Below are 22,116 nucleotides of genomic sequence, written 5' to 3'. Positions count from 1 at the left end.
GATGACGAAGAACGTCTTTGCCGGAATGTGGGAAATCGCCGCCGAGAACGGCATGAACAAGTCCATCGCGCGGTTCCCGGACGTCTGCATGTCGCCGCCCTCGCCGCCGGCCGGGCCGATCCCGATCCCCTACCCTGATACCTCGTTCTCCAACAATCTGAAGTCCGGTTCCAGCACAGTGCTGATTGGCGGCAAAGGTGCCGCGCTCGCGCAGAAGTCCTACTACAAGGAACCCGTCTTGGGTGACGAGGCAGCGACGCGCACGTTCGGAGCGAATGTTGTCACCCATCAGATCACCGGCAAGACCTATTTTCAGGCCTGGTGCATGGACGTGAAGTTCGAGGGCAAGAACGTCTGCCGGCATTTTGACATCACCACCAGCAATCATGCGTCAAGCGGGACCACGACGGCGCCGCTGCCACCAATAGAGTTTCAGAATCTTGCGGATGCCCAAGATGTCATCGACAGCGGCATCTGTCCTTGTTGCGGCGATGCGTTGCACGAATGGCAACGCGATCCCGACAGTCCCGACAACCCGAAGAAGCCATACAGGGCGGTAACGGCTACCGAATTCTGGAGGTCACGTGTGGATCGGCTGCCCGCGGGGCCGGCCCAAACCGCGTTGCAACAGACGCTTCTTGATTTCACACTTGCCAAGAAGGACGCCAGATCCGCCCGCGAAGCCGGTCAGCCTGGCTGCAACAACGTACACTCGAAAGAAACAGACGGTTGCGCTATTCATTTTGAGATACCGCCGGGCAAGAGGTATCCGCCATCAAGCACCAAAACGACTGCCCAAAGATGTAATGATGATTTCGGATCGACCCGAAAGGCACGGGTAGACGCACAATGGTCTGCCAAGACGGGCAAGCCGGTAGTCGGCGGAACGTCGAGAAATCATATTACTCCAAAGCAAGCTGGCGGTTGCAATGATCCGGACAACGTCGTCCCTGCCAACATGATGGGAGGCCCAGAGTGCGACCAGATAGAAGCGCTCCAGTCCGCTCTTGAACAAGGCACACGAAGCTTGATCTAACCGAAGGACCATCGTGTGAGCCACGAACCCTATTCCTCAGATAGATTTTACCGAAACCTCGCCCTTGGCTTTTTTCTAACGAAGGAAGACAAGCCTCCCCAAAATTTGCGCGGCCTGCTGAACGGCACCGACTGGGAGCAAATGTTTGCTGTGGGCATACTTTGCCAGCAGGGAGATTTCTCATATGCAGAGCGCGCTCATCACATAATGATGAGAAATAACGAGACTCTAATTTGGAATGCAGGCGTCAATATTCTTGGATTCACGAACGGATGGAAAAGCACTCTGAAGTCATTTGATTTTTTTCGAAGCCGAATGAACGAGTATAACGTTAGATATTATATGGCGATGCTACTTGGTTCCGCCTGCGACATCCGTGCTGTCGTGCCTCTGATTGAACTCTATGCCCTATGTACGAACCCAGACGAGGATTGCGATCAAACTCTGCGCGAACTCTCTTTCCTGCTCGAAACCGAGGATCGAGAGATTTTTGATTCGCGCCACGATCTGCCAAGTCATCAAAGCTTAGTCGAACTTACAAAGCCTTACCAATTGTCGGTCTCTGAGGCGCTTGACGGATTCAAGGTCTTTGAGGCTCAGCCCTACGACGTCGTTCGCTTGGCGGAGCGATTGTTAGCTCGGCTCGAAGCGGAGGACGCTCGAAGTGAGCGCTTCTATCGCGGCAGGCTGGCATTCGAGGCCGCAACTGGCGTAAATTGTACAACCTTCTTCGATGAGAAATTTCGACTGGACCGCCTTGCAGCCATGGGCATCCTTGAAGAATTCCTGGAGAGCGATCAGGTAAGCCGGTTCGTTCCAGGCCAGCGCTATTTCTTCGGGCATCCCATACCGGACTGAAGGACTGCCGCGCCCGCGGATTCCCGCTATCGCGCGCCGCCACCTTCCGGCTGCCACGTCTCCACCTTGTCCGGCAATGCTAGCCTCACCACGTCATCCTCGAAGTGCTTGGTGAAGGCCGGCCCCAGTTCCGTTGGATCGGCGGTGAACAGCTTCGTCTCCACCCTGGCCTCGGGATAGAGTTCCAAGAACGTCGCGCAGGCCGCGGCCGCCACATAGGGCTCGCGCATACGCTGGATGAGCCAGGTCAGCGCCGACCTGTCTCCCAGCATCCCGATGCCACGCACGGCGATGGGAGCGGTAGCGGGCGATTTCATCAGACCGCCCATCCAAGTGCGAACATCTTTCTCGGGTCCGGCCTTGACCAGCGCGCGCATCGCGACCATGGCGTCAGGCCCGCCGGCGGCCGCGATTTTCCTGAGTTCCTGGCGCGTGAGATCGCCTGCCCCCAGTTCGACGAGGGCCCACGAGGCCCATAGCCGGACACGCTCATCCTCGTGATCAAGCGCGGATTGGACATCCCGCCCCAGATCGAAGCGTCGAAGCTGGCCTGCAAGACGCGAGGCGGCGGCACACACCCTTGAATCGTCGTCTTTGACCAACCGGGCCAAAGTCACGCCCGGGTCGACATTGTGCACGATGCATGACGAGACGCCGAGGAACCGGATGAAGGCATCGTGGTCGCCGATCCACCTGCGCACAAAAGGTCCGATGACCGCTGGCTTGTGCCATGCCAGCGCGCCGATCAAGCCCTTGGCATCATCGGCTGCAGATCGTCCAAACTCGACCGCTTGTGCCATCTTCTCGCCATCAGCCAGTTCCAATGCCATCCATGCGAAGGCGAAAAGCTCTCCCTTCTCCGGAAAATTCTCGTGCTGCGCGATCAGATGCGGCCATGCGGAGGCGCCCGCGATGCGCAATCCGTCGAGGTTTATCTCCAGCCGCTCGTCGATTTCGGCGATAGCCTTGGCGTCGGGCGGATCCTCTGCGGACCAGCTGTCGCGCTGCGCCCACAGGAAGGCGACGAGTTCCGCGTGTTGACGCACGGCCTCCGTCGCGATCCGGACCGGGCGTGGCCGCTCTGTCTTCGACGAGGTTCGCATCAGTTCAGGTTGATCGAGCCGCCGCGAATGCGCTGCGCGCCACTGGCATGGCTGGTGATGTGAGCGCCACGAATGGTGATGCGGCCGTCCGCCTCCATCAGGATCGTCGCCTTGCCGCATCGCAGTTCCAGGTATTCCTCGGCGGTGATCCGGACACGCTGGCCATCCCGGATTACGTGCGGAGCCGCCTTGGAGCGGCTGGGCTCAACGATCCGACCGACGATCAGGGGCCTGCGAGGATCGCCTTCCTGAAACAGCAAGGCCACTTCACAGCCGATCATGTCCGACGACAATTCACACAGACTGCGCGCGGGCAACGCCGTCTTTTCCGGATTGCCGGGAAAAACGACCAGCGGGGACTCCTCTCCGAATCCCAGGAAGGCGCCGATCACCACGCCGTCGATCCTGTCCCTGACCTTGCTCATCGTCGCCCTCAATTCTCGTTGATCTTCGAGCCTTTGATGATCACGTCACTCGAGGCCTTGATGTTGATCTTGCCGGAGCCCTTCACGGTAATATCCTTGCCCTCGATGATGATCGTCCCATCCTTCTTCATCACGATCTGCGCGCTGCCCGTTTTCAGCGTGATGCTCTCCTTGGCGTCGAGCGTGAAGTTCTTGCCAACATCGATAACGCCGCTCTCGCCGACGTCGATCTTGCTGCCCTTGGCTATTTTGAGCATATGGCCGCCACCAATGTCGGTGGCATCGTTGGACGCGATGTTGGTGGAGCGAGAGGCGCCGACATCCGTCGCCTGTGACGCGGCGATCGCAACTGTCTGTCCGGCGCCGATGCTGATGTCTTGTCCCGCACCGATGGTCCACGAGTCGCCGGCGCCGATATTGTGGCTTTGACTGATCCCCACACTCACCGATCGCGTCGCGCCGATGGTGTTTGTCTGCGAGGCCCCAACCGTTCGCGCTTCGGCTGCGCCCACCGTATCGACGCGTGCGACACCCACCGTGACTGTCTGAGTGAGTCCCACCGTCTGCGAATGGTTGGCGTCGATGTTTTCCGTCGAATTCGAAACGACATGGATCGTCTCGTTGGCCTGGACGGTCAGCGAGCGGTTCGCGCCCACGGTTTCGGTGTCGTTGCTGCCGATGTTGGTGGTTTGATTGACGCCGACCTTGACCGTTTTGTTGTTGCCGACGTCCTCGTCGAGGTTGTGGCCGACGGAGTGCTTGGCGTCGTGGTCGATGCGGTCGGACTGGTCATGTTGAACCGTCTTATTGCGGTCGTGCTTGATCAGCAGATGGTGATCCTTCTGCGCCTGGAAATTGACCAGCTCGGAGCCGGCCTTGTCCTCGAACATCAGCTCGTTGTAACCGCCGCCGCCTTTCGAGGAATTCGACTTCCAGCCGGATTGCGTGGCGTTGGCCGGCAGCCCATAGGGCGGCATCTGCGAGGCATTGTAGACCCTGCCGGTGATGATCGGCAGATCAGGGTCGCCTTCGATGAAGTCGACGATCACCTCCTGGCCAATACGCGGTATCTGGATGAAGCCCCAGCCACTGCCGGCCCAGGTCTGTGACACACGGACGAAGCAGGAACTGTTTTCGTTCTTCTTGCCCAGGCGGTCCCAGTGGAACTGCACCTTCACCCGGGCATATTTGTCGGTGAATATCTCCTCGCCTGAAGGGCCGACCACCGTCGCCGTCTGCGGCCCCCGCATGATCGGCCGCGCCGTGATCCGCGGAGGGCGATAGGGCAAGGTGGTCGGCGCGACACCCAGCACGACCTTGAAATTCTCGCTGTGGGCTTCGTTCTGGGTCCTGTAGCCCGGATCGAACAACCTGTATTCGGCGCTGACCACCAGATACTCCTGGTTCTGGTCATCGCGCGGAAAGCTTTCCAGCTTGAAGGTACAACCGGAATGGAGACCGCGCACGGTTCCGACGGCCGTGATGCGCTGGTGCACGGCCTGGAGTTCCTCGCGCCGGATACCGGCAAGGGCGTCGCCGCGCCCCACATCAAGATGCGCCCCGGGCTGGCGATAATTCTCGCCGGAGGCTTCCTTGTGGCCGAACGGCTGGGCGGACTTCGCCATCAGATCGGCGCCCGGCTTCTGGAAATCATAGTCGGTGTGGGCATAAGCCCCCGGCCGCACCGAACTGCCTGGGATCCATTCAGTGATGTATTCGACGTCGCGCCGCGAGCCGTGTCCCTCGAAATTATAAGGCACCTTCTCGTAGCCCGGCGCCGGCTTCAGCTTGCTCATCGCGTCGCAGAGCACGAGCGTGTGCTTGCCCTCGTCATGCTCGAAGAAATAGAAAATGCCTTCGTGCTCGAGCAGGCGCTGCACGAAATCCAGATCGCTCTCGTCGTACTGCACGCAGTATTCGCGAGAGGGGTACGACCCTTGCAGCCGCTTCTCGAATTTCGCCGTTCCGTATTTCGAGAAGATCTTTTCGACGATCTCGACAGCAGTCATGTTTTGAAAGATCCGGCAATCGGTCGCATTGCCGAGGAACCAGAGCCACGGCCTGACGACCGCTTCGTAGTAGGCCAGCCGGTCTTCGATGCGGGTCAGGCGAAACTCGGACACCAGGCCGCTGAACCACCGTTTCGGATCGGATTCACCTTCGACCGAAACGACACCCCCCAGCATCTTCAGCGGATCGATGTCGGAGTTGGGGCTGACGAACCCGACCGTATAGGCCAAGCAACGGCTAATCTCGTCGCGCCCGACAAGATGCGTGAAGGTCAACAGCTCGCCGCCAACCGGTGTCTGCACAACCGTGGCACGTTCGTTCGGCATGGGTCGTGCCCCTCCTGGACGCGGCCGCCAACGTGGTTGATTTGAAGTTCCCGCTATATTAACAAAATCACGCTCAGGAACTTTTCGGATCCGCCACACCAGGCCATGTTGAGCCTACCACATGTTTTCCTGCCGGCCAAAGAGGACGGGCAGCGACAGAACCTTGCCTCGTCGAGGGGTCGGCTTGAAACGCTTCTGTCCTGTTGCACGCGCAAGCTGCTAGAATGGCGCAGTATCAACCGGCGTTCGACGGCGATCTTGGATGTACCTCAGTCTGCAAATCAACAATATCGACTCCGTGCCCGCAGGCTTCCCGACCGGCTACGCGGCGCGTGATCGCGGCTTCGAAATCGGTCGCGACGCTTGTGACTGGACCTTGCCGGACCCGGACAAGTTCATCTCCGGCCGGCATTGCGAGGTTCGATACGAGGCAGGCACGTTTTGGTTGCACGATGTCTCCCGCAACGGAACCTACATTAACGGATCGAGCCAGCGCATGACCGGTCCACATCGGCTGGGTCACGGCGACCGGGTACTGATCGGCCGCTATGTCATCTTCGTATCGATTGATGACGAGCGCGCCGCGACAGGTCACCCAAGCCACGGTTCGACACAAAGAGAAATGCCGGCCGCGACAGGCCGGCCGCTCGAATTCGCCGACGAGCCGTTCTTCGCTCCGGCAGGGCAACGGTCCGGGCAGCGCCTTCCAGCGTCGACGTTCCCGTCGCAACCCGCGGCTCTCCCCTCGACCAGAGACGAAGTGCTGCGGGAGATAGCGATCGGGGCCGGCATTTCGCCGGAATTGCTTCAATCGCGCGACCCGCATGAAGCCGCTGCCGAAATCGGCGCGGTCCTGCGGACGGTGGTCGAGGAACTGGCCTTGCTGCTGAAAGCACGCGCGGCCGCGAAGATGTTGGCCAAGAGCACACAACGAACGATGATCAGCTCCGCGGACAACAATCCCCTGAAGTTCGTTCCAGGAACCGACGACATCCTCGAAATCATGTTCGCCCGTCGCAGGACCGGCTATCTTGATGCCAGGCGCAGTATCGAGGATGCATTCCGCGATCTCAAGACGCATGAGTTCGCCACCTATGCGGCCATGCAAGCTGCGCTATCGCGGCTGCTTGACGACCTGTCGCCCGAGGCCATCGGAAGGAAACTCCCGCCTACGTCGTTTACGTCGAAGAAGAGCCAGGCCTGGGACGCCTATGTCGCGACATGGCGGACCATGGAGGAGGCGCACGAAAACGGCATGCTGGACATATTCCTTGCCTATTTCAGCGAGGCCTACGCCAAAGCCGACAAGCAAAAATAGACGATCCAAGGTGGCACGGCAGCCGGCGAAGAAAAGTCTCCTCGACCCCGGCATCCGGTTCCAATCGACAATTTCTGAGATTACGATCACATACGACAGTTCGCCAAGCGGGTAAGGCTCATTGACCTGGGGGTCTGCGGCAAATGTCATGTTACGGCGGGAAAGCGTTTTCTGGCCAACCTTCCTCCGGAAACTGCCACGGTCGGCAGAGCCTGCAGTTCCTTCGCCTGACCACAAACCGTTTTGCGCGTGTCTCGTCCAATCGCGGGCACACCGCCCGCACGGATGATCGGCGATGAGTTCGAAGGACGATCCCTTCGGTCCGGCGGGCAAGACCGTCATTCGCGCAAATCCACGGCGCGAACGAAAATCGCCGCCAGTTCCTCAGCCACCTGTCGCGGACCGGGGTCAATCCTTTCAGGTCAAGGATTCAACGGTGTTCGATCCTGGTGTCGGGCGGCCGCCGGGCTGGACATCCGGAACCGTGATTTATCAAGGAGCGGGGACGGGAGCCGGCTCTCCCTCCGGCGCGCCGACGCCAGCCATCGAGCAGGCGCTCCTGCTCAGCGCCACGGACAGCGTCAAATACTCCGCGGCAAACCCGATCCTCGCCGCGGCGGCACCTTTGCTGATGCTGTTCGGGCAACTCAGGCTTATGCCGGTCGAAAGACAGGCGGAGCCACTGGCGGAACATGTCGCCGACGCGATTGAGAAGTTCGACAGGACAATGGAGAAGTCAGTCGTTCCCGAAGAGGATGCGCGGATCGCAAAATTTGCCGTCTGCGAAACCGCCGACGATCTCATCGGCAACCTGCCTTGGCCACAAAAGAACGACTGGGCGCGGCACAGCATGCTGTCGCAGTTCTTTCACATCGAGCCCAGCGGCACAGGCTTCTTCGAAGCGCTGAACAAGGTACTGGCCAGCCCGGAGGCGCACTACGATCTGCTCGAACTGATGCATGCCTGCCTGTCGCTGGGTTTCGAGGGCCAGTACCGGGGCGTGACGCGCGAAGACACCAATCTCGAACGCGTTCGACGCGACGTCTACGAGACGCTTCGCTACTTCAGGGCGCGTGCCGGCGAAGACATCTCGCCGCATTGGCAGGGCCTGGCGGCGACCATGGCGCGGTCGTCGGCCCGCCTGCCACTCTGGGTCGTTGCAGCTGCGGCGTCGGCACTGCTGACAGCCGCGTTCTTCGCATTGCGGGTCCTCATCACCAATGAAGGCGACGCCACCGCCGGTGAATTGCTGGCACTCAACCCATCGACACCAGTCGCTATCGAGCACGCCAGCGTAGCGCCGTTGGCCGAGCCGGCGAAAGTCGCCCCACCTGCCGCCACAACCACGCAGATCGATCGCATCCGCTCGGCACTGGCCAAGGACGTCGAAGGCGGCGGGCTGACCATCGGCACGAAAGGCGACTTCATCGTGGTGGAAATCAACAATCTCCTGCTGTTCCAGTCCGGCAAGGCCGAGGCGAAGCCGGAATTCCAGCCCATTGCCGCTGATATAGCCGCAGCCCTGGAACCCGAGCGCGGACCAATCAGGATCGTCGGCCATACGGACAATGTGAAGCCGCGAAAATCGAGCCCGTTCAAGTCCAACTTCGATCTTTCCGTCGCCAGGGCGAAGGCTGTCGAAGCGTTGATGGCACCCAAATTCAGCGATCCCTCGCGACTGACGGTCGATGGCAAGGGCGAGGACGAACCGATCGCCGACAATGCGACGCCAGAGGGCCGCGCCAGGAACCGCCGTGTCGATGTGATGATCCCCAGGGAGGAGACATTGTGAGCACGGCCTGTTGGAAGCGCCCATGACGCGTTGGCCGCTGCGGATATTCAGCGTGACCGCGCTGGCCGGTTTCGCGGCGGCAGTGTGGTTTGCGGGACCGTTGGTTCGCTTCGCCGACACCCGTCCTCTCGGACCTGTCTGGCTGCGCGCGACAATCATTGGCGTCATCGTGTCGACGCTGGCGCTCTTCTACGGGCTGCGTTTCTGGCAAGCGAGAAAGGCACAAAAAGAGCTCGAAACTGTCGTTGCGCACACCGACGACCGGGATGATGACTCGCGGGTGCTCGAAGCCCGCATGAACGAGGCCATCGCTGCGCTCAAGCGGTCGAGCGGCAAGCGCAACTTTCTCTATGAGATACCGTGGTACATCGTCATCGGTCCGCCAGGCGCAGGCAAGACAACGGCACTGGTCAATTCGGGTCTGAATTTTCCGCTGGCCGGTTCGGGGGACGCCCAACCTGTGGCTGGCGTTGGCGGAACACGCTCCTGCGACTGGTGGTTCACCGACGAGGCCGTGCTGATCGACACCGCCGGACGTTACACGACGCAGGATTCCAATGCTGAAAGCGACAAGAAGAGCTGGCTCGCCTTCTTGTCGCTGCTCAAGAGATACCGCACCCGCCAACCGATAAACGGCGTCATCCTTGCCATCAGCCTTGCCGATCTCATCGGCCTCGACGATCAGCAGCTTGACGCCCACGTCGTCGAGATACGCAGTCGCCTGCGGGAAATCCACGAGACGCTGAAAATCCAGTTCCCGGTGTACCTGCTTTTCACCAAGGCCGATCTCGTTTCCGGGTTCATGGATTATTTCGGCGGTTTCGACGAGCCACGCCGGCGCAAGGTCTGGGGCGCGACATTCCAGACCACGGATCGCAACAAGAACATGGCCGCCGAGGCCCCTGCCGAATTCGATGCGCTGGCAAGACGCCTGGTGGAGGAAATGCCTGACCGCCTTCAGGAAGAGGCTGATCCGGTCGCGCGCATATCCGTCTTTGGCTTTCCGGCGCAGTTTGGCGCGCTGAAGGGCCGAGTTACGAATTTTATCGCCAGCCTGTTCGATCCGACCCGCAGCCAGGTGAATGTCAGCCTGCGTGGACTCTATTTCTCGTCAGGGACGCAAGAGGGAACGCCAATCGATCAGGTGTTGGGCGCGATCGGCCGCAGCTTCGGCAGCAATACCAGCGCCCATCTTTCCGGAACCGGCAAGAGTTTCTTTTTGCATGATCTGTTGACGGGCGTCATCTTTGCTGAATCCGGATGGGTTTCGTACGACAAATCGGCTGCAAGACGTGCGGCGATCGCCAGATTTGGGGGGCTCTGCGCCATCGCGTTGATCGCCGCGGCGGCCCTGGGCACCCTGGCGCTGAGCTTCACGACCAACAGGTCGCTGATCGCCTCCACCACGCAGGCCATGGGCCAGTATCGCGAGACGGCGGGCGCGCTGCTCGAAAGCAGCGAGGTCACCGATGTCGACCTCGAAAACGTCATTGGCCCGCTCGACCAGTTGCGCGATCTGCCGGCCGGGTTCGAGACCAGCGACTTGCCGACACCGATCGAGGAGACGTTCGGCCTCAGTCAGCGGGAGAGACTTCTTTCGGCATCCAGGACGGCCTATCGGCAAGCGCTGGAACGAATGTTCCGATCGCGCCTGCTGATCCAGGCCGAGCGGACGATCCAGGCCAGGATGGCTGATCCCGTCGCGCTCTACGAACCATTGAAAATCTATCTGATGCTTGGTGGCAAGGCGCCAAAAGTCGACGACGCGTTGATCGTTTCCTGGATGAAGCAGGATTGGGAGCAGAACCGGTATCCAGGCGAGAACAACCGCGAAGGACGGGAACAACTCGAAAAGCACCTGCGCGCCATGCTTGCCTTGGACGACGCCTATGATCCGGTCTTTGAGCTGAACCAGCCGCTTGTCGAAGCCGCTCAACGCTCGCTCGGGCGCATGAGCCTTGCCGACCGTGCCTCCGCATTGATCAAATCTGCCGCATACGCGGCGGCACTGGACGATTTTTCCGTTTCGCTGAAAGGCGGCCCGGAAGCGCAACTGCTGTTCGAGCGTGTCGATGGCGGCGATCTGTCGGGCCTTCGTGTTCCCGGCATCTACACCTATGCCGGCTTCAATAACTTCTATCTCGGACAACTCTCGCGCATTGCGCAGACGCTCGTCGACGACCAGTGGGTCCTCGGCGGCGGCGGCGAGCAAGGCGGCATCGATCAGGCGTTGCTCAAGCTCGGTCCCGAACTTCTCGATCGCTATGGGAAGGAGTTCGCAACGGCGTGGAACAGCGTTCTCGACCAGCTGAAATTCAAAGCGATGCTGACGGACAAGCCGCACTACATCGCGCTTTCCGCCGCCGCCGCGCCAACCTCGCCGATCGAACAGCTGTTCACGGCGATCGCCAGCGAGACGGCTCTGACGCGAGACCCCGCTTCCGGCACCGGGGCGGAAGCGGGAGCGGGTCAAAGCCAATCACAGGACGCCGCGAACATGGCCAGGGGGCTGGCTCGCATCGGCATTCAAACTGCCACTGGAAAGTCGCAAAGCCGAGCCGGCACAGGGTCCGCAAGCTCACAGAACCAGAATCCCGGGGCCAACATCGAAGCGCAGTTCAGGTCGTTCCAGGCTCTGGTGAACGGTCCCGCCGGGCACCGTCCGATCGATGCCTTGACCCAGAATTTCCGCGACATCTACCAGAGCCTGCAGCTGGCGACGGACGTGCCTTCGCAGACTGAACGCGTCAACGCAAATCTGCAGCTCCAGATAGCCACCCTTCGCGCCAACGTCTCGCGCCTGCCCAAGCAACTGGCCAGAATGGTCAATGCGACGGCGGACGAGTTCGAAGGCAACGTCACCGAAACTTCGGTGGCGAATTTGAACCAGATGCTTGACCAGGCGGTCACTGCTCCTTGCGAGGCGGCGGTCAACGGCCGTTATCCTTTCGCCGGCAATGGCACCGAGGATATCGCGATGGCGGATTTCGGGAAATTGTTCGCTCCGGGCGGACTGATGGACCGGTTCTTCGCACAAAATCTCGCATCGCTGATCGATATGACCGGCCAGGACTGGAGCTGGAAACAGGATGCGCGCTTTGGACGCGACTTGTCGAAATCGACCTTGAAAGACTTCCAGCTGGCGGCGGAAATCCGCAACGCCTTCTTTCCATCGGGTGGTTCGGTGCCCTCGGTCAGCCTCACCATCACACCGTTCTCACTGCATGGCGATGCCGATGCGGCGGTGCTCGATGTCGATGGTCAGACCGTCCAGAGCAACCAGGCGGGCAACGCGCCAAGCACCGTGACCTGGCCGAGCGGCACGTCCTCGGGGTCCGCCAGTCTGAGCTTGACGCCGGAGATGCCTGGCCGCGAATCCACCATCAGGTTCGAAGGGCCGTGGGCGCTGAAGCGGCTGCTCGACAAGGCGACCATCACCAGCAGCGACAGCAATGTGACCGCGCGCTTCCTGATCGGCGGACGCGACGTTACCTACACGATCCAGACCGGTTCCAGCCCCAGCCCCTTCTCCCTCCCGGCGCTTTCCGGCTTCAGCTGTCCGAAGGCATTTTGAGATGACCCGCGAGCTTTTCCGTCTGATGAGGCTATCCGCAGGCCCCAGGCGCCCAGACCCTGATTTCGATACTCTAATGTTCGAGCCTGTGGCAAAGTGGCTCGAGCGGGCGCGCGGCGGTGCGCCGCAGAGGGCGCTTGAGAAGCGCTTGGTGGCAAATTGAACGATGTCGCCCTTCCCTTTGAGAGCTTCGGAGTGAGCCACAAAGGCTGTGTCCGCGAGCACAATGAAGACAACTATCTGGTCGAGCCACGAACCGGCCTTTGGGTGGTGGCCGACGGAATGGGCGGGCATGACGCCGGAGAAGTCGCCTCAGCCAGCATTGTCGACCATCTGGCGACGATCGGCATCGCAAGTTCCGCTCCGGATCTGCGGGCGCGTTTCGAGGACAGGCTGAGCCGGGCCAATGCCGAGATCCGCAGGATATCCGAGTCACGCGGCATAACCATCGGCTCCACCGTCGCCGCCCTGTTGGCTATGGACGGACGGTTTGCCTGCCTGTGGGCGGGAGACAGCCGGGTCTATCTGATCCGCAACGCCTCGATCTCGCAGATCTCGAAAGACCACACCGAAGTGCAGGAACTCCTCGATCGAGGCATGATCAGCGCGGCCGAAGCGCTCACCTGGCCGCGCCGCAACGTCATCACGCATGCGGTCGGCGTCAGCGACGAATTCGTCATCGACTTCCAGCAAGGCGAACTCATGCCGGGAGACATTTTTGTGTTGAGTACCGATGGGCTGACGGCGCATGTCACCGATGCGGAGATCGAGGCGGCGGTGGTGTCGGCAACGCCTCAGGCAGCGTGTGAAAATCTCCTGGAAACAGTGCTGGCGCGGGGCGGAACAGACAATGTCACCATTGTGCTGGTGAAGATCGTAGACGGGCGCAATGGACGATCGGTCCACCCCGATCTGTCCAGAGCGGAGGGCTGAGGCTGATGAGCGCCGACGACAAGACGCGAATATCGCCGCATGTGGCCAACACCGCCGTAGGCACGCAGCTCAGTGGCATCTACGAACTTGACGAGCGGATCGCATTCGGCGGCATGGGCGAGGTCTACCGTGGCCACAACATCCAGACCGGCGACCACGTCGCGATCAAGATCGTGCTGCCCGAGTTTGCCCGTGACCAGACGATCTTGTCCTTGTTCCGCAAGGAGGCCTCGATCCTCAACCACCTGTCGCACGACGCGGTCGTGCGATACCACGTCTTCACGATCGATCCCGGGATCGGCCGTCCCTACCTTGCCATGGAATTCGTCGACGGCGAGTCGCTGTTCGACATCATGCGGCGCGGCCCGATGCCGACGGAAGAGGTGCGCAAGCTGTGCCATCGCCTCGCGTCCGGCCTGAGCGCCGTGCATCAGGCGGGAGCAATCCATCGCGACCTCTCGCCGGACAACATCATCCTGCCAGGAGGCCGGGTCGACCGCGCAAAGATCATCGATTTCGGTATCGCGCGATCGGCGACCGTAGGCGGGGAGACGCTGATCGGCGGAAAGTTCGCGGGAAAGTACAACTACGTTTCACCCGAACAGCTCGGGCTGTACAGCGGCGACGTCAGTGAACAGTCCGACATCTACAGCCTTGGGCTGGTGCTGGCTGCCGCTCTGCGCGGGAAGCCGATCGACATGAGCGGGTCACAGTACGAGATCATCGAAAAGCGCCGGACCGTGCCTGATCTCTCCGGCATCGACGATGATTTTCGTGGCATTGTTGAAGCCATGCTGCAACCGGATCCGCGAGACCGGCCGGTCAGCATGGCGGAAATCGCCAGGATGACGCGTGACGAGGACGAAGCAACAACGCCGCCGACATCCAGGACACCCCGCGAACGGCCGGCTTTGCCGCGAACCGGGGAAACGCTTGCGCCTGATTCCAGGATCCAGACGCAGCCATCCAGTGTCGAAGGGCACGATGCCGCAACAGCAACGGGTCCAGGTGGGCAACGCTTCGTCCAGCATGTGCGGCCCGCGCATTTGTCCGAACCGCGGCCTTCGCCCGTCGCCGTCCCTCCCCGCGCGGTCACGGCGGATGCGCCTGGAAAACCCACAAAGGCCCGAACCATCGCGATCGCTGCTTTGGCGACGCTGGCTGTCGCCTCAGGTGCCGGCCTTTATCTGAGCGGCTTCATGACGCCTGCGACGCCGACTGCCGGCAAGATATCGCTTTCCGCGCCGGAACCCTCAAAGTCTGCACCGGAAACGTCGAAGCCGGCTCCCACGGGCAATCTCGCGAACGTCCCTGAGCCGGCAAAGGCAGTTCCACCCGCACAGCCGAAAACGGAAGCCGTCGCGCCGCCAGCCGACAATCAGCCAGATGCCGCGGCGGCTCAAAAGCAACAGCCGGCCAAGCCCGCCGAAGTCCCTTCGCAGGCCAAGGAACCCCCGAAGCCGCCGGCAACGGAAGCGCAACCGCAAACAGAGGCGAGCGCGCCCCCGGCTGGAAGCCAGGCAGATGCCAAGGCAGTGCAAGCGCCGGAGCCGGCGAAGCCCCCAGTCCTTCCGCAAACCAAGGAACCGCCGAAGCCATCCGCAACCGACGCGCAGCCACCCGAAAAGGCATCGCCGGCAATCCAGCCGGACACGGTGGCCAAATCGGCTCCGGCGCCTGAGACGGCCGCTCCAGCCCCGCCAGCCGCCGGGAAGGCCTCAACGCCGCCGCCGGCCCAGCCAGTGGTTGTGGACAGCCAAAAACCCGAACCACAACCACAGATCAGCCAGCCTGCGGCGCCCAAGGCGGCCGTGCCGGCACCCAAACCCGCTGCAAGCCAGACGGATGTCGCGAACGCCGAGAGCCAAAAGGCCGTGTCACCGGCAGCCAAACAACCGGACCAACCCGTCGTCGCGTTGAACGTGCCCAAACCAGAGATTCCCCCGGTCGTCGACGACATCGCGCAACGGGTCTCCTGGGTCCGCGACTTCGGCGGCGGCGACTGCTTCTATGCGACCATGACGTCGGCAACCGACAAGGCCGCCGCGATCGAAGGATTTGGAACGGCGGTCCAACCATTCGAGCGCATGCTGGGCGACTTCCAAGCAAAATTCCATGTCGAGCCGGACATCAGTGTCCGCCTCATCGAGCCAAGCCAATGCGAGGTCACCAACTTCCTGCGCTTTCTGGGGCAGACCGCGGCCGACAAGCCGCAGCTTGTCCTCGACCGGACATCGGTGCCGAACGGTACGCCGATCAGCGGCACGCTGGTGACGCGTGGCGGGCTCATTTCCAGCGTGCTGCTGATCGATCACAAAGGCATGGTGTTCAATCTCGACGACCGCATCGTCGCACAATCGGACAAGGCCACCTTCAGCATCCCGATTGGTCTTGGCGCCGCCGACAAGGCCACTGGCAAGGCCGTGCCGCAGATCATAATGGTGATCACGGGCCCCCAGGATATTCAGGCGGCCGCGTTCTCCACCCCCACGCCAGCCTCGGTGCTGCTGCCCAAAATACTCGAGGAGATCGAGACCGACGGATCCCAGTTCTCAGCCACGGCCAAGTATTTCCGGCTCGGCGGGTAGCATGGGCGCCCGATGGAACTCCGCCGCGCGTGTTTGCCCCACTCGTCCGCCGACCTGCCCACAAGGCAGCGTGATCCGGTTCGAGCCCTGCCTGCCCTGACGGGCCGCATGAAGCTTGCGGTCATGGCGGGCGCCGCCCTGCTGGCCGTGCTGACGTCCGGCGAAGCGCGCGCCGAATTCACGGTTTGCAACCAGACACTCGACGTCGTCAACCTCGCCGTCGGCCAGAGGGTCGACAATGCGGACCAGACCGACGGCTGGTGGACCATCGGCGCAAATCAGTGCGTGAACGTCATCCGCGAGGAACTGACGAACCGCTACATCTACATCTATGCGACGGACGTTTTCGGCCACGCGATCCTCACCGGATCCACCGAAATGTGCATCGAGCGGCGACGTTTCTCGATCCGCGGCATCGACGAATGCTGGCAGCGCGGCCATATCGCGGCGCAATTTCTCGAAGTCGATACGCTTGAACAGGTGCGGTGGACCTTCTTCCTGACCGGAAGCAATCCGTGACGCACAGCATCGACACGAGCTTCAAGCAGAAAAAGCAGGCGCGCGCTGCCCTTCGCAGGCGCACGCTTTGGCGCAGGCTCCTTGCCGGTCTCGCCGTGATTGTCCTGCTTTCCATCGCCGCCGGTTTCTACCTCACCGCGGACTATTGGTCGTTCGGCGATGAAAACGAGGAGTTGCACGCGGTCGAAGGAGTGGACGATGTGCCGGCCGATGCATCCGTCTATGTGCCCGCCATCATCGACCTGGCCGGGGACCCGATGTGGATCACGCTTGCACCTGATGCCGGCGCCGCAACCAAAGGCCGCGAAATCCCGCGCCCGGCGGAACTCGACCAGGCCGGAGTTTCGCCCCAGATCGAAATCCTGTCCGACGTTATGCTTAGCGCCAGCGAAAAATTCATGACGACGATACCGTCGACGCAGGAGGACTTCGCATTCTTCCAGGCGCAACGAAAGACCGCCGCCGCGCCGTCCGGCGATTTGCAGAACGATCTTCAGCCGCCGCCGGCCGCCGGGGAACCCGCAGCGGCTTCGGGCCCAAAGGCGGACGCCGACAATCCCGAAGCCGGCTGGGGTGAGACAATCGATGCAGGCGATGCAGCCCTTCCCGCCTTCCAGAAGACCCAGATCGAAAACAACACGAGTGTCGCGGTCGTCACGAATGAGTATCAGCGGTTCGAGGCGACCGAAGACACGTTCGTGAAGATCCTCAACGACCGAAGTTTGGACAGCGTTGCGCTCGATGCGCATTTCTCCGCGGAGGATGCCAAGCTGGCCGGTGAAGCCCTGAAGGCGCTCTTCAACCGGGACGGTCTGGAAGCAGGTTATGTCGTTGCGATGCGCGGATACCGGCCGACGCGCGAGACGACCACGATGTCCCTCATGCAGGTTTCGATCTACGCCAAGAACGTGTTTGTCGGCACGCTGACGCGCAACGCGGCGGGCGCGTTCGTGTCGGGTGTCGATCCCTGGGTCCGCGAGGATCTGTTCAACTATTCGGGCGCACAGGCGGAAGGCACGCACAAAAGGCAATATCGTCTGCTCGACGCGATCTATTCGACGGCGGCACGCAACAATGTTCCGACCGGTGTGATCGGCGAAGCGATCATGTATCTCTCGAGAGGGCAGGATCTGGACGCCTTTGCTAGCGAGGACCAGCGTCTTGTGCTGATCTATTCGCAGACGCCGCGCGGCAAGGACGAGGGTGCCGGGCGGGTGCTGTATGTGGGCGTCCAGGGCACCGAAAAGAGCCTCGAGTGTTTCGTCTTCCAGCAGAGCGACGGCCAGTTCGCCTGCGTCACAGGCAATGACGAGGTGCGCTCGCTGACTGTCGCCAACGGCATGGTCACGCCGGTGAACGGGGTCATGACCTCGACCTTCGGCCCGCGCAAGCACCCGATCCTCGGCGTCGTTCGTATCCACAAGGGTGTCGATTGGGCAGCCCCTGTCGGCACGCCGGTCGAGGCGGCCTTCGACGGCGAGATCAGTTTCCAGGGCGATGGCGGCAGCTATGGCAATCTGGTGAAGATCTCGCATGCGAACGGGCGCGAGACGCGCTACGCGCATATGCAAAAATTCGCCATTGCGAGCGGCGTCGGCACCAAGGTGAAGGCCGGCGACGTCATTGGCTATATCGGCACCACCGGGCTTTCGACCGGCCCGCACCTGCATTTCGAGCTCTACCAGAATGGCGAGGCGATCGATCCGCTGGGGACGGTCACCACGGTCGCCGCCTACGATACCGGCAATTCCGGCGATGTCGCCGTTGAAACGCTGACCGAGCGGATCGTTCATGTCGAAAGCGGCGGCAGCGCCCGCGCCAAGAACCCGAATTCCTCGGCGACCGGCGCCGGCCAGTTCATAACGAAGACCTGGATCCGGATGATGAATACCTATCGTCCGGAACTCGCGCGCACGCTGTCGACCGCCGACCTCTTGGCTCTGCGCTACGACGCCACGATTTCGCGTGAGATGGTGCGCAATCTCGCGCGCGAAGGCGAGGCCTATCTTCGGGCGCGCGGTCACCAGATCACGGCCGGCCGGCTCTATCTCTGTCATTTCCTGGGAATGGAAGGCGCGCACCAGGTGCTGTCGGCGCCAGGTTCGGCGCAATTGAGCGCCGTGCTGGGGTCGGCCGTCATCCAGGCCAACCCGTTTCTCACCGGCAAGACAGCCAGCTATGTGGTGGACTGGGCCGAAAGGAAGATGGGGCAAAAGCTGACCCGTGTGGCCACCGACGCCAGCCCGCAGGCGACGACCACGGAGATCCACCAGACATCGCCGGAGTTCGAAAAATACAAGCAGGCCGTCACGGCCCTCATAAGCTCGATTCAGAATACGATTTGAACCTGCCCGTCGCGGCATCGGTCTCTCGGACCATTGGTGTTCCTGCCGCCAGGTGTTACCATCGCCAAGTTTTTTCGGGCCCTTTGTGAACCAAGACTGTGGTCAAGATCACATACGCCCAGGAGCCATTTTTGGCACAAGCGACTTTGTCGCTGACGAAATTTAGCATGCGCAGACATCAATAGTGCGCCCTGGTGGGCGGAGGGCTGGTCCATGAAAGCGTTCGCCGTCTTTCTGAGCGGGATTATCCTGCTTTTCCTTGCCGCGCTCGGCGCCGAGGCTGCCGGGTCTGACACAAAGCGCGTCGCGCTGGTCATCGGCAACAGCAAATACGTCCATGCGGTTACCTTGCCCAACCCCGCCAACGATGCCCACCTCATCGCATCGACGCTGCGCAATGCCGGGTTCGAGGTGATCGAGGGGGTCGATCAGGACAATGCAGGCATGCACAGCCTCATCAGCCGGTTTACCGAGCAATCCTACGACGCGGACCTCGCGGTCATTTTCTATGCCGGTCACGGCATGCAGGTCGACGGCAAGAACTACCTGATACCGGTCGATGCCGAATTGACGTCGCCGGCCTATCTCAAGACCCGCACCATCCAGATCGATGACTTCATGGCTGCTTTGCCGCCCGACCCGGCGGTTGGCGTCATCATCCTCGATGCCTGCCGCGACAATCCGCTGGCAAGAACGCTGGCCGCCTCGCTGCCGAAGAGCCGCTCCACCTCGTTGGGCACCGGCCTGGCGCCGGTCGAAGCGAAATCGGACGGCGTCGGAACCGGCGGCCTCCTGATTGCCTATGCAACGGATCCGGGCGCCATCGCTTTCGACGGCAACGGGGTCGACAGTCCTTACTCGACGGCGCTCGCCAGGCATCTGACCGAACCCGGCGTCGAAATCCAGAGCGCGCTGACGCGCGTGCGCGGCGAAGTGACCGAAACCACGCAAGGTCGCCAGAGGCCCTGGCACAACGCATCGCTGGGACGCGAGGTCTTCCTGGGAAAACCCGCCGCGGCGGCGCCGCCTGTTGCAAAACCCGTGGCCGACGCATCGAACGCGGCCGCACCATCCGCTCCTGCGCCGGTTGCCAGTGATCCTCCTTCCTGGGAAGTCGAGCAACGCCTTTGGGATGAGGCTTCGAAGCGCAATTCGATTCCGTTCTACGAGGCCTATCTCGACCAGTTTCCGAACGGTCGCTTCGCCACCGTGGCGCGACTGAACATCGACGAATTGAACGACCCGAAAGCCCAGAACCGGCAGGTCGCGGCACTCGACACGGACCAGGCGAACGCCAGTTCCGGCTCCGCCGTGCGCACCTCGGTCGGTGTTCCGGACGAGATGAAGCAAACGCCGGGCACCGCGTTGACGGAAAGTGCCATCGGCCTCGATCGTCAGGGCCGCGTCGACCTGCAATTGCGCATCGAGGCGTTGGGCAACGAGCTTGGGCGCATCGATGGAAACATAGGCCCGCAGACCCGGCAGGCGATCGGTATCTGGCAAGTGAAGAACGGCCTGCCGCAGACCACCTATCTGACGCGCGAACAACTGGCATTCCTGGTGATCCAGACAGATCCGATGATGGACGCCGTGCGCGCCAGATACGCCGCCGATCAAGCCCGCGCGACGCAGCCGAAAAAGCAGGTGGCGCAGACAGTCCGCACGCAGAGGCCGGCGGCGCAGAGACCCCGCAAACAACAGCAGGTCGTTCAGAAGCGGCGCAACCGCGAGACCGTGGTGCGGCAGGATGATCCGCCGCCGCCCCAGGACAACAACGACTTCCTCACCAAGGCGCTGATCTTCGGCACCGGTGTGGCTGTCGGCGGCGTGCTCAAGAACTGACAGGTCCGTGTTTGCAGGCCTGTTCGGCCGGAACCCTACCTGGAAACGCCGTCATTGCGACGCTCGTGGCAAGGACTGCGTTGGGCGCCCTGACCCACAACCGCTGCGCGGTTTTTGGGCGGCATGCGTCAACCCAAGCTATTGCGTCTTTATCCGCATTTCCACGCGGCGGTTCAAAGGATCGTACGGGTTGGGGCTGCGCGGATTCTTTTCGCCCATGCCGATCGCGTTGATGCGGGCGGCCTCGATACCGCTGGCCGTCAGGAAGGCTGCCACCGATTGCGCCCGCCGTTGCGACAGGCCTTCGTTGTAGTGCACCGTGCCGGTGGCGTCGGTGTAGCCTTCGACGACGAAGTTGAACGTGCTCAGCCGGCTGTCCTTAAGCGCCTTGGCGAACTCGTCGAGTTCAGCCCGCGCAGTGGTGTCGAGCTCGGCCGAATCCAGCCCGAAATTGATCAGCATGTCGAGGCTGGATTTTTCTGCCGGCGCGTCTTTTGCCTTGGTCTTGCTTTTGCACTCCTCCTCGGTGCCGACACAAATTCCTCGCGACTTGCCGAGATCGGCGGCGCCGGTAAAGAACTTCACGATGTCTTCTGATTTCTGGACAGGGTCGGCGGAAGCGTGGGTCGAGAAAAACACGACCGCCAACACAAAGGCTGAACTGCCCCACTGCATAGCGGCTCCTCCTGTTTGAGCATCTGGTTTCCATGCTACCAAATTCCGAGGCAATTGTATGTCGATAAACGCTCGGGGATACGGCGGTGCCGGCAGTTGTTGCCGTGTCGCCGGTTGAGACTTGACCCGCGCCGCGCCTAAGGCTTCAGTGGCCAAAGCTCCTCGATGAAAGCGTGGCGATCATGGCCAATGGGCTCCGATTCAAAACGGCACGGGATCTTTTCATGGCTTGTCCCGCTGTTGCCCGGGACATGAGAACCCCTCCAACCGAACAGCACTCGATCGCGTTTTGCCGCGACCTCCTCGCCGGGCGCGTTCCCGAGGAGGCGATCACGTTCTGTGCCTACCTGCTTCCCGATCGGGCCGCGGTCTGGTGGGCGCATGAATGCCTGAGCCATCTGAGCGAGTTGCTCGATGGGACCGATCACGAGTTGCTCGCGCTTGTTCGCGACTGGGTGGGGGAACAGGACAGCCCACGCCATCGGGCGGCAGTCAGCACGGCAGCCACGACGCCGCCGACAACGCCGGTCGGCTGGATTGCGCTGGCCGCGGGGTGGCGTGACAATGGGTCGGCCATGGCCGCGACGACGGTATCGGCCTTGCAGCCATTTCCCGCCGCCCATGCGGTCAATGCCGGTGTTCTGGCCGGGCTGGCGCGTGTCGCGCTCGCGGACCGCTTTGCCGTTCTTTCAGCATTTGTCAAGATGGGCATCCAGATGGCCGAGATGGAGGCGCTGCGCCAATCAGCGGATGCGTATTAAACCTCCATCCC

The 22,116-nt window shown here is 61.8% G+C and carries 15 protein-coding genes; 11 read left to right on the top strand and 4 right to left on the bottom strand.

Features of this window, described 5'->3' with window-relative positions; translation table 11 throughout:
• Position 1: 1 nt before the first annotated feature.
• A complete protein-coding gene (locus OOJ09_RS00695; protein WP_269903342.1) occupies positions 2–1,036 on the top strand; it encodes a PAAR-like domain-containing protein in 1,035 nt (344 codons plus the stop codon).
• 15 nt (positions 1,037–1,051) lie between these two features.
• Positions 1,052–1,894 (top strand): hypothetical protein, encoded by an 843-nt coding sequence (locus OOJ09_RS00690; protein WP_269903341.1) that lies wholly within the window; start codon positions 1,052–1,054, stop codon positions 1,892–1,894.
• 26 nt (positions 1,895–1,920) lie between these two features.
• On the opposite strand, the gene OOJ09_RS00685 is transcribed toward OOJ09_RS00690, so the two are convergent.
• The 3 genes from OOJ09_RS00685 to tssI are packed head-to-tail and all read right to left on the bottom strand — an operon-like array spanning position 1,921 to position 5,758.
• A complete protein-coding gene (locus OOJ09_RS00685; RefSeq protein ID WP_269904035.1) occupies positions 1,921–2,997 on the bottom strand; it encodes a hypothetical protein in 1,077 nt (358 codons plus the stop codon).
• Complete coding sequence (locus tag OOJ09_RS00680; RefSeq protein ID WP_269903340.1) at positions 2,997–3,422, bottom strand: DUF6484 domain-containing protein; 426 nt, start codon at positions 3,420–3,422, stop codon at positions 2,997–2,999. The genes OOJ09_RS00685 and OOJ09_RS00680 overlap by 1 nt, the downstream gene beginning before the upstream one ends.
• A gap of 8 nt (positions 3,423–3,430) precedes the next feature.
• Positions 3,431–5,758, bottom strand: coding sequence for a type VI secretion system tip protein VgrG (gene tssI / locus OOJ09_RS00675; protein WP_269903339.1), 2,328 nt, complete (start codon positions 5,756–5,758; stop codon positions 3,431–3,433).
• 262 nt (positions 5,759–6,020) lie between these two features.
• On the opposite strand from tssI, the gene tagH reads away from it, so the two are divergent.
• The 8 genes from tagH to OOJ09_RS00635 all read left to right on the top strand — a co-directional run bounded on the left by tagH (position 6,021) and on the right by OOJ09_RS00635 (position 20,669).
• Positions 6,021–7,076, top strand: coding sequence for a type VI secretion system-associated FHA domain protein TagH (gene tagH / locus OOJ09_RS00670; protein WP_269903338.1), 1,056 nt, complete (start codon positions 6,021–6,023; stop codon positions 7,074–7,076).
• A gap of 295 nt (positions 7,077–7,371) precedes the next feature.
• Positions 7,372–8,868: a type VI secretion system protein TssL, long form gene (gene tssL, locus OOJ09_RS00665; protein ID WP_269903337.1), complete on the top strand. Its 1,497-nt coding sequence runs from the start codon at positions 7,372–7,374 to the stop codon at positions 8,866–8,868.
• Between the two features lie 22 nt (positions 8,869–8,890).
• A complete protein-coding gene (gene tssM, locus OOJ09_RS00660) occupies positions 8,891–12,442 on the top strand; it encodes a type VI secretion system membrane subunit TssM (protein ID WP_269903336.1) in 3,552 nt (1,183 codons plus the stop codon).
• 159 nt (positions 12,443–12,601) lie between these two features.
• On the top strand, positions 12,602–13,375 hold the full coding sequence (locus tag OOJ09_RS00655; RefSeq protein ID WP_269903335.1) for a PP2C family protein-serine/threonine phosphatase: 774 nt from the start codon (positions 12,602–12,604) through the stop codon (positions 13,373–13,375).
• 5 nt (positions 13,376–13,380) lie between these two features.
• Positions 13,381–15,963, top strand: a complete 2,583-nt coding sequence (locus tag OOJ09_RS00650; RefSeq protein ID WP_269903334.1) for a serine/threonine-protein kinase — start codon at positions 13,381–13,383, stop codon at positions 15,961–15,963.
• Between the two features lie 108 nt (positions 15,964–16,071).
• Positions 16,072–16,482, top strand: a complete 411-nt coding sequence (locus OOJ09_RS00645) for a DUF1036 domain-containing protein (RefSeq protein WP_167365241.1) — start codon at positions 16,072–16,074, stop codon at positions 16,480–16,482.
• A complete protein-coding gene (locus OOJ09_RS00640) occupies positions 16,479–18,827 on the top strand; it encodes a M23 family metallopeptidase (protein WP_269903333.1) in 2,349 nt (782 codons plus the stop codon). The genes OOJ09_RS00645 and OOJ09_RS00640 overlap by 4 nt, the downstream gene beginning before the upstream one ends.
• A gap of 213 nt (positions 18,828–19,040) precedes the next feature.
• Positions 19,041–20,669 (top strand): caspase family protein, encoded by a 1,629-nt coding sequence (locus tag OOJ09_RS00635; RefSeq protein WP_269903332.1) that lies wholly within the window; start codon positions 19,041–19,043, stop codon positions 20,667–20,669.
• Between the two features lie 138 nt (positions 20,670–20,807).
• Here the strand turns inward: OOJ09_RS00635 and OOJ09_RS00630 are convergent, their stop codons facing one another.
• Complete coding sequence (locus tag OOJ09_RS00630; RefSeq protein WP_269904034.1) at positions 20,808–21,344, bottom strand: OmpA family protein; 537 nt, start codon at positions 21,342–21,344, stop codon at positions 20,808–20,810.
• Positions 21,345–21,526: 182 nt separating this feature from the next.
• On the opposite strand from OOJ09_RS00630, the gene OOJ09_RS00625 reads away from it, so the two are divergent.
• Positions 21,527–22,105 carry a DUF6931 family protein gene (locus OOJ09_RS00625; protein ID WP_269904033.1) on the top strand — a complete coding sequence of 193 codons (579 nt, stop codon included), beginning with the start codon at positions 21,527–21,529 and terminating at the stop codon, positions 22,103–22,105.
• Positions 22,106–22,116: the final 11 nt, after the last annotated feature.

The sequence above is a fragment of the Mesorhizobium qingshengii genome, from assembly GCF_027563465.1.
Taxonomy (GTDB): domain Bacteria; phylum Pseudomonadota; class Alphaproteobacteria; order Rhizobiales; family Rhizobiaceae; genus Mesorhizobium; species Mesorhizobium qingshengii_A.
This window is presented reverse-complemented; position numbering and strand designations above follow the sequence as displayed.

Bases quoted from the DNA above. Each gene is read 5' to 3' on its own strand.
- OOJ09_RS00645 (WP_167365241.1), top strand. From the start codon at position 16,072: ATGAAGCTTGCGGTCATGGCGGGCGCCGCCCTGCTGGCCGTGCTGACG.
- tssM (WP_269903336.1), top strand. From the start codon at position 8,891: ATGACGCGTTGGCCGCTGCGGATATTCAGCGTGACCGCGCTGGCCGGT.
- tssL (WP_269903337.1), top strand. From the start codon at position 7,372: ATGAGTTCGAAGGACGATCCCTTCGGTCCGGCGGGCAAGACCGTCATT.
- OOJ09_RS00680 (WP_269903340.1), bottom strand. From the start codon at position 3,422: ATGAGCAAGGTCAGGGACAGGATCGACGGCGTGGTGATCGGCGCCTTC.
- OOJ09_RS00650 (WP_269903334.1), top strand. From the start codon at position 13,381: ATGAGCGCCGACGACAAGACGCGAATATCGCCGCATGTGGCCAACACC.
- OOJ09_RS00630 (WP_269904034.1), bottom strand. From the start codon at position 21,344: ATGCAGTGGGGCAGTTCAGCCTTTGTGTTGGCGGTCGTGTTTTTCTCG.
- OOJ09_RS00635 (WP_269903332.1), top strand. From the start codon at position 19,041: ATGAAAGCGTTCGCCGTCTTTCTGAGCGGGATTATCCTGCTTTTCCTT.
- OOJ09_RS00695 (WP_269903342.1), top strand. From the start codon at position 2: ATGACGAAGAACGTCTTTGCCGGAATGTGGGAAATCGCCGCCGAGAAC.
- OOJ09_RS00685 (WP_269904035.1), bottom strand. From the start codon at position 2,997: ATGCGAACCTCGTCGAAGACAGAGCGGCCACGCCCGGTCCGGATCGCG.
- tssI (WP_269903339.1), bottom strand. From the start codon at position 5,758: ATGCCGAACGAACGTGCCACGGTTGTGCAGACACCGGTTGGCGGCGAG.
- tagH (WP_269903338.1), top strand. From the start codon at position 6,021: ATGTACCTCAGTCTGCAAATCAACAATATCGACTCCGTGCCCGCAGGC.
- OOJ09_RS00625 (WP_269904033.1), top strand. From the start codon at position 21,527: ATGGCCAATGGGCTCCGATTCAAAACGGCACGGGATCTTTTCATGGCT.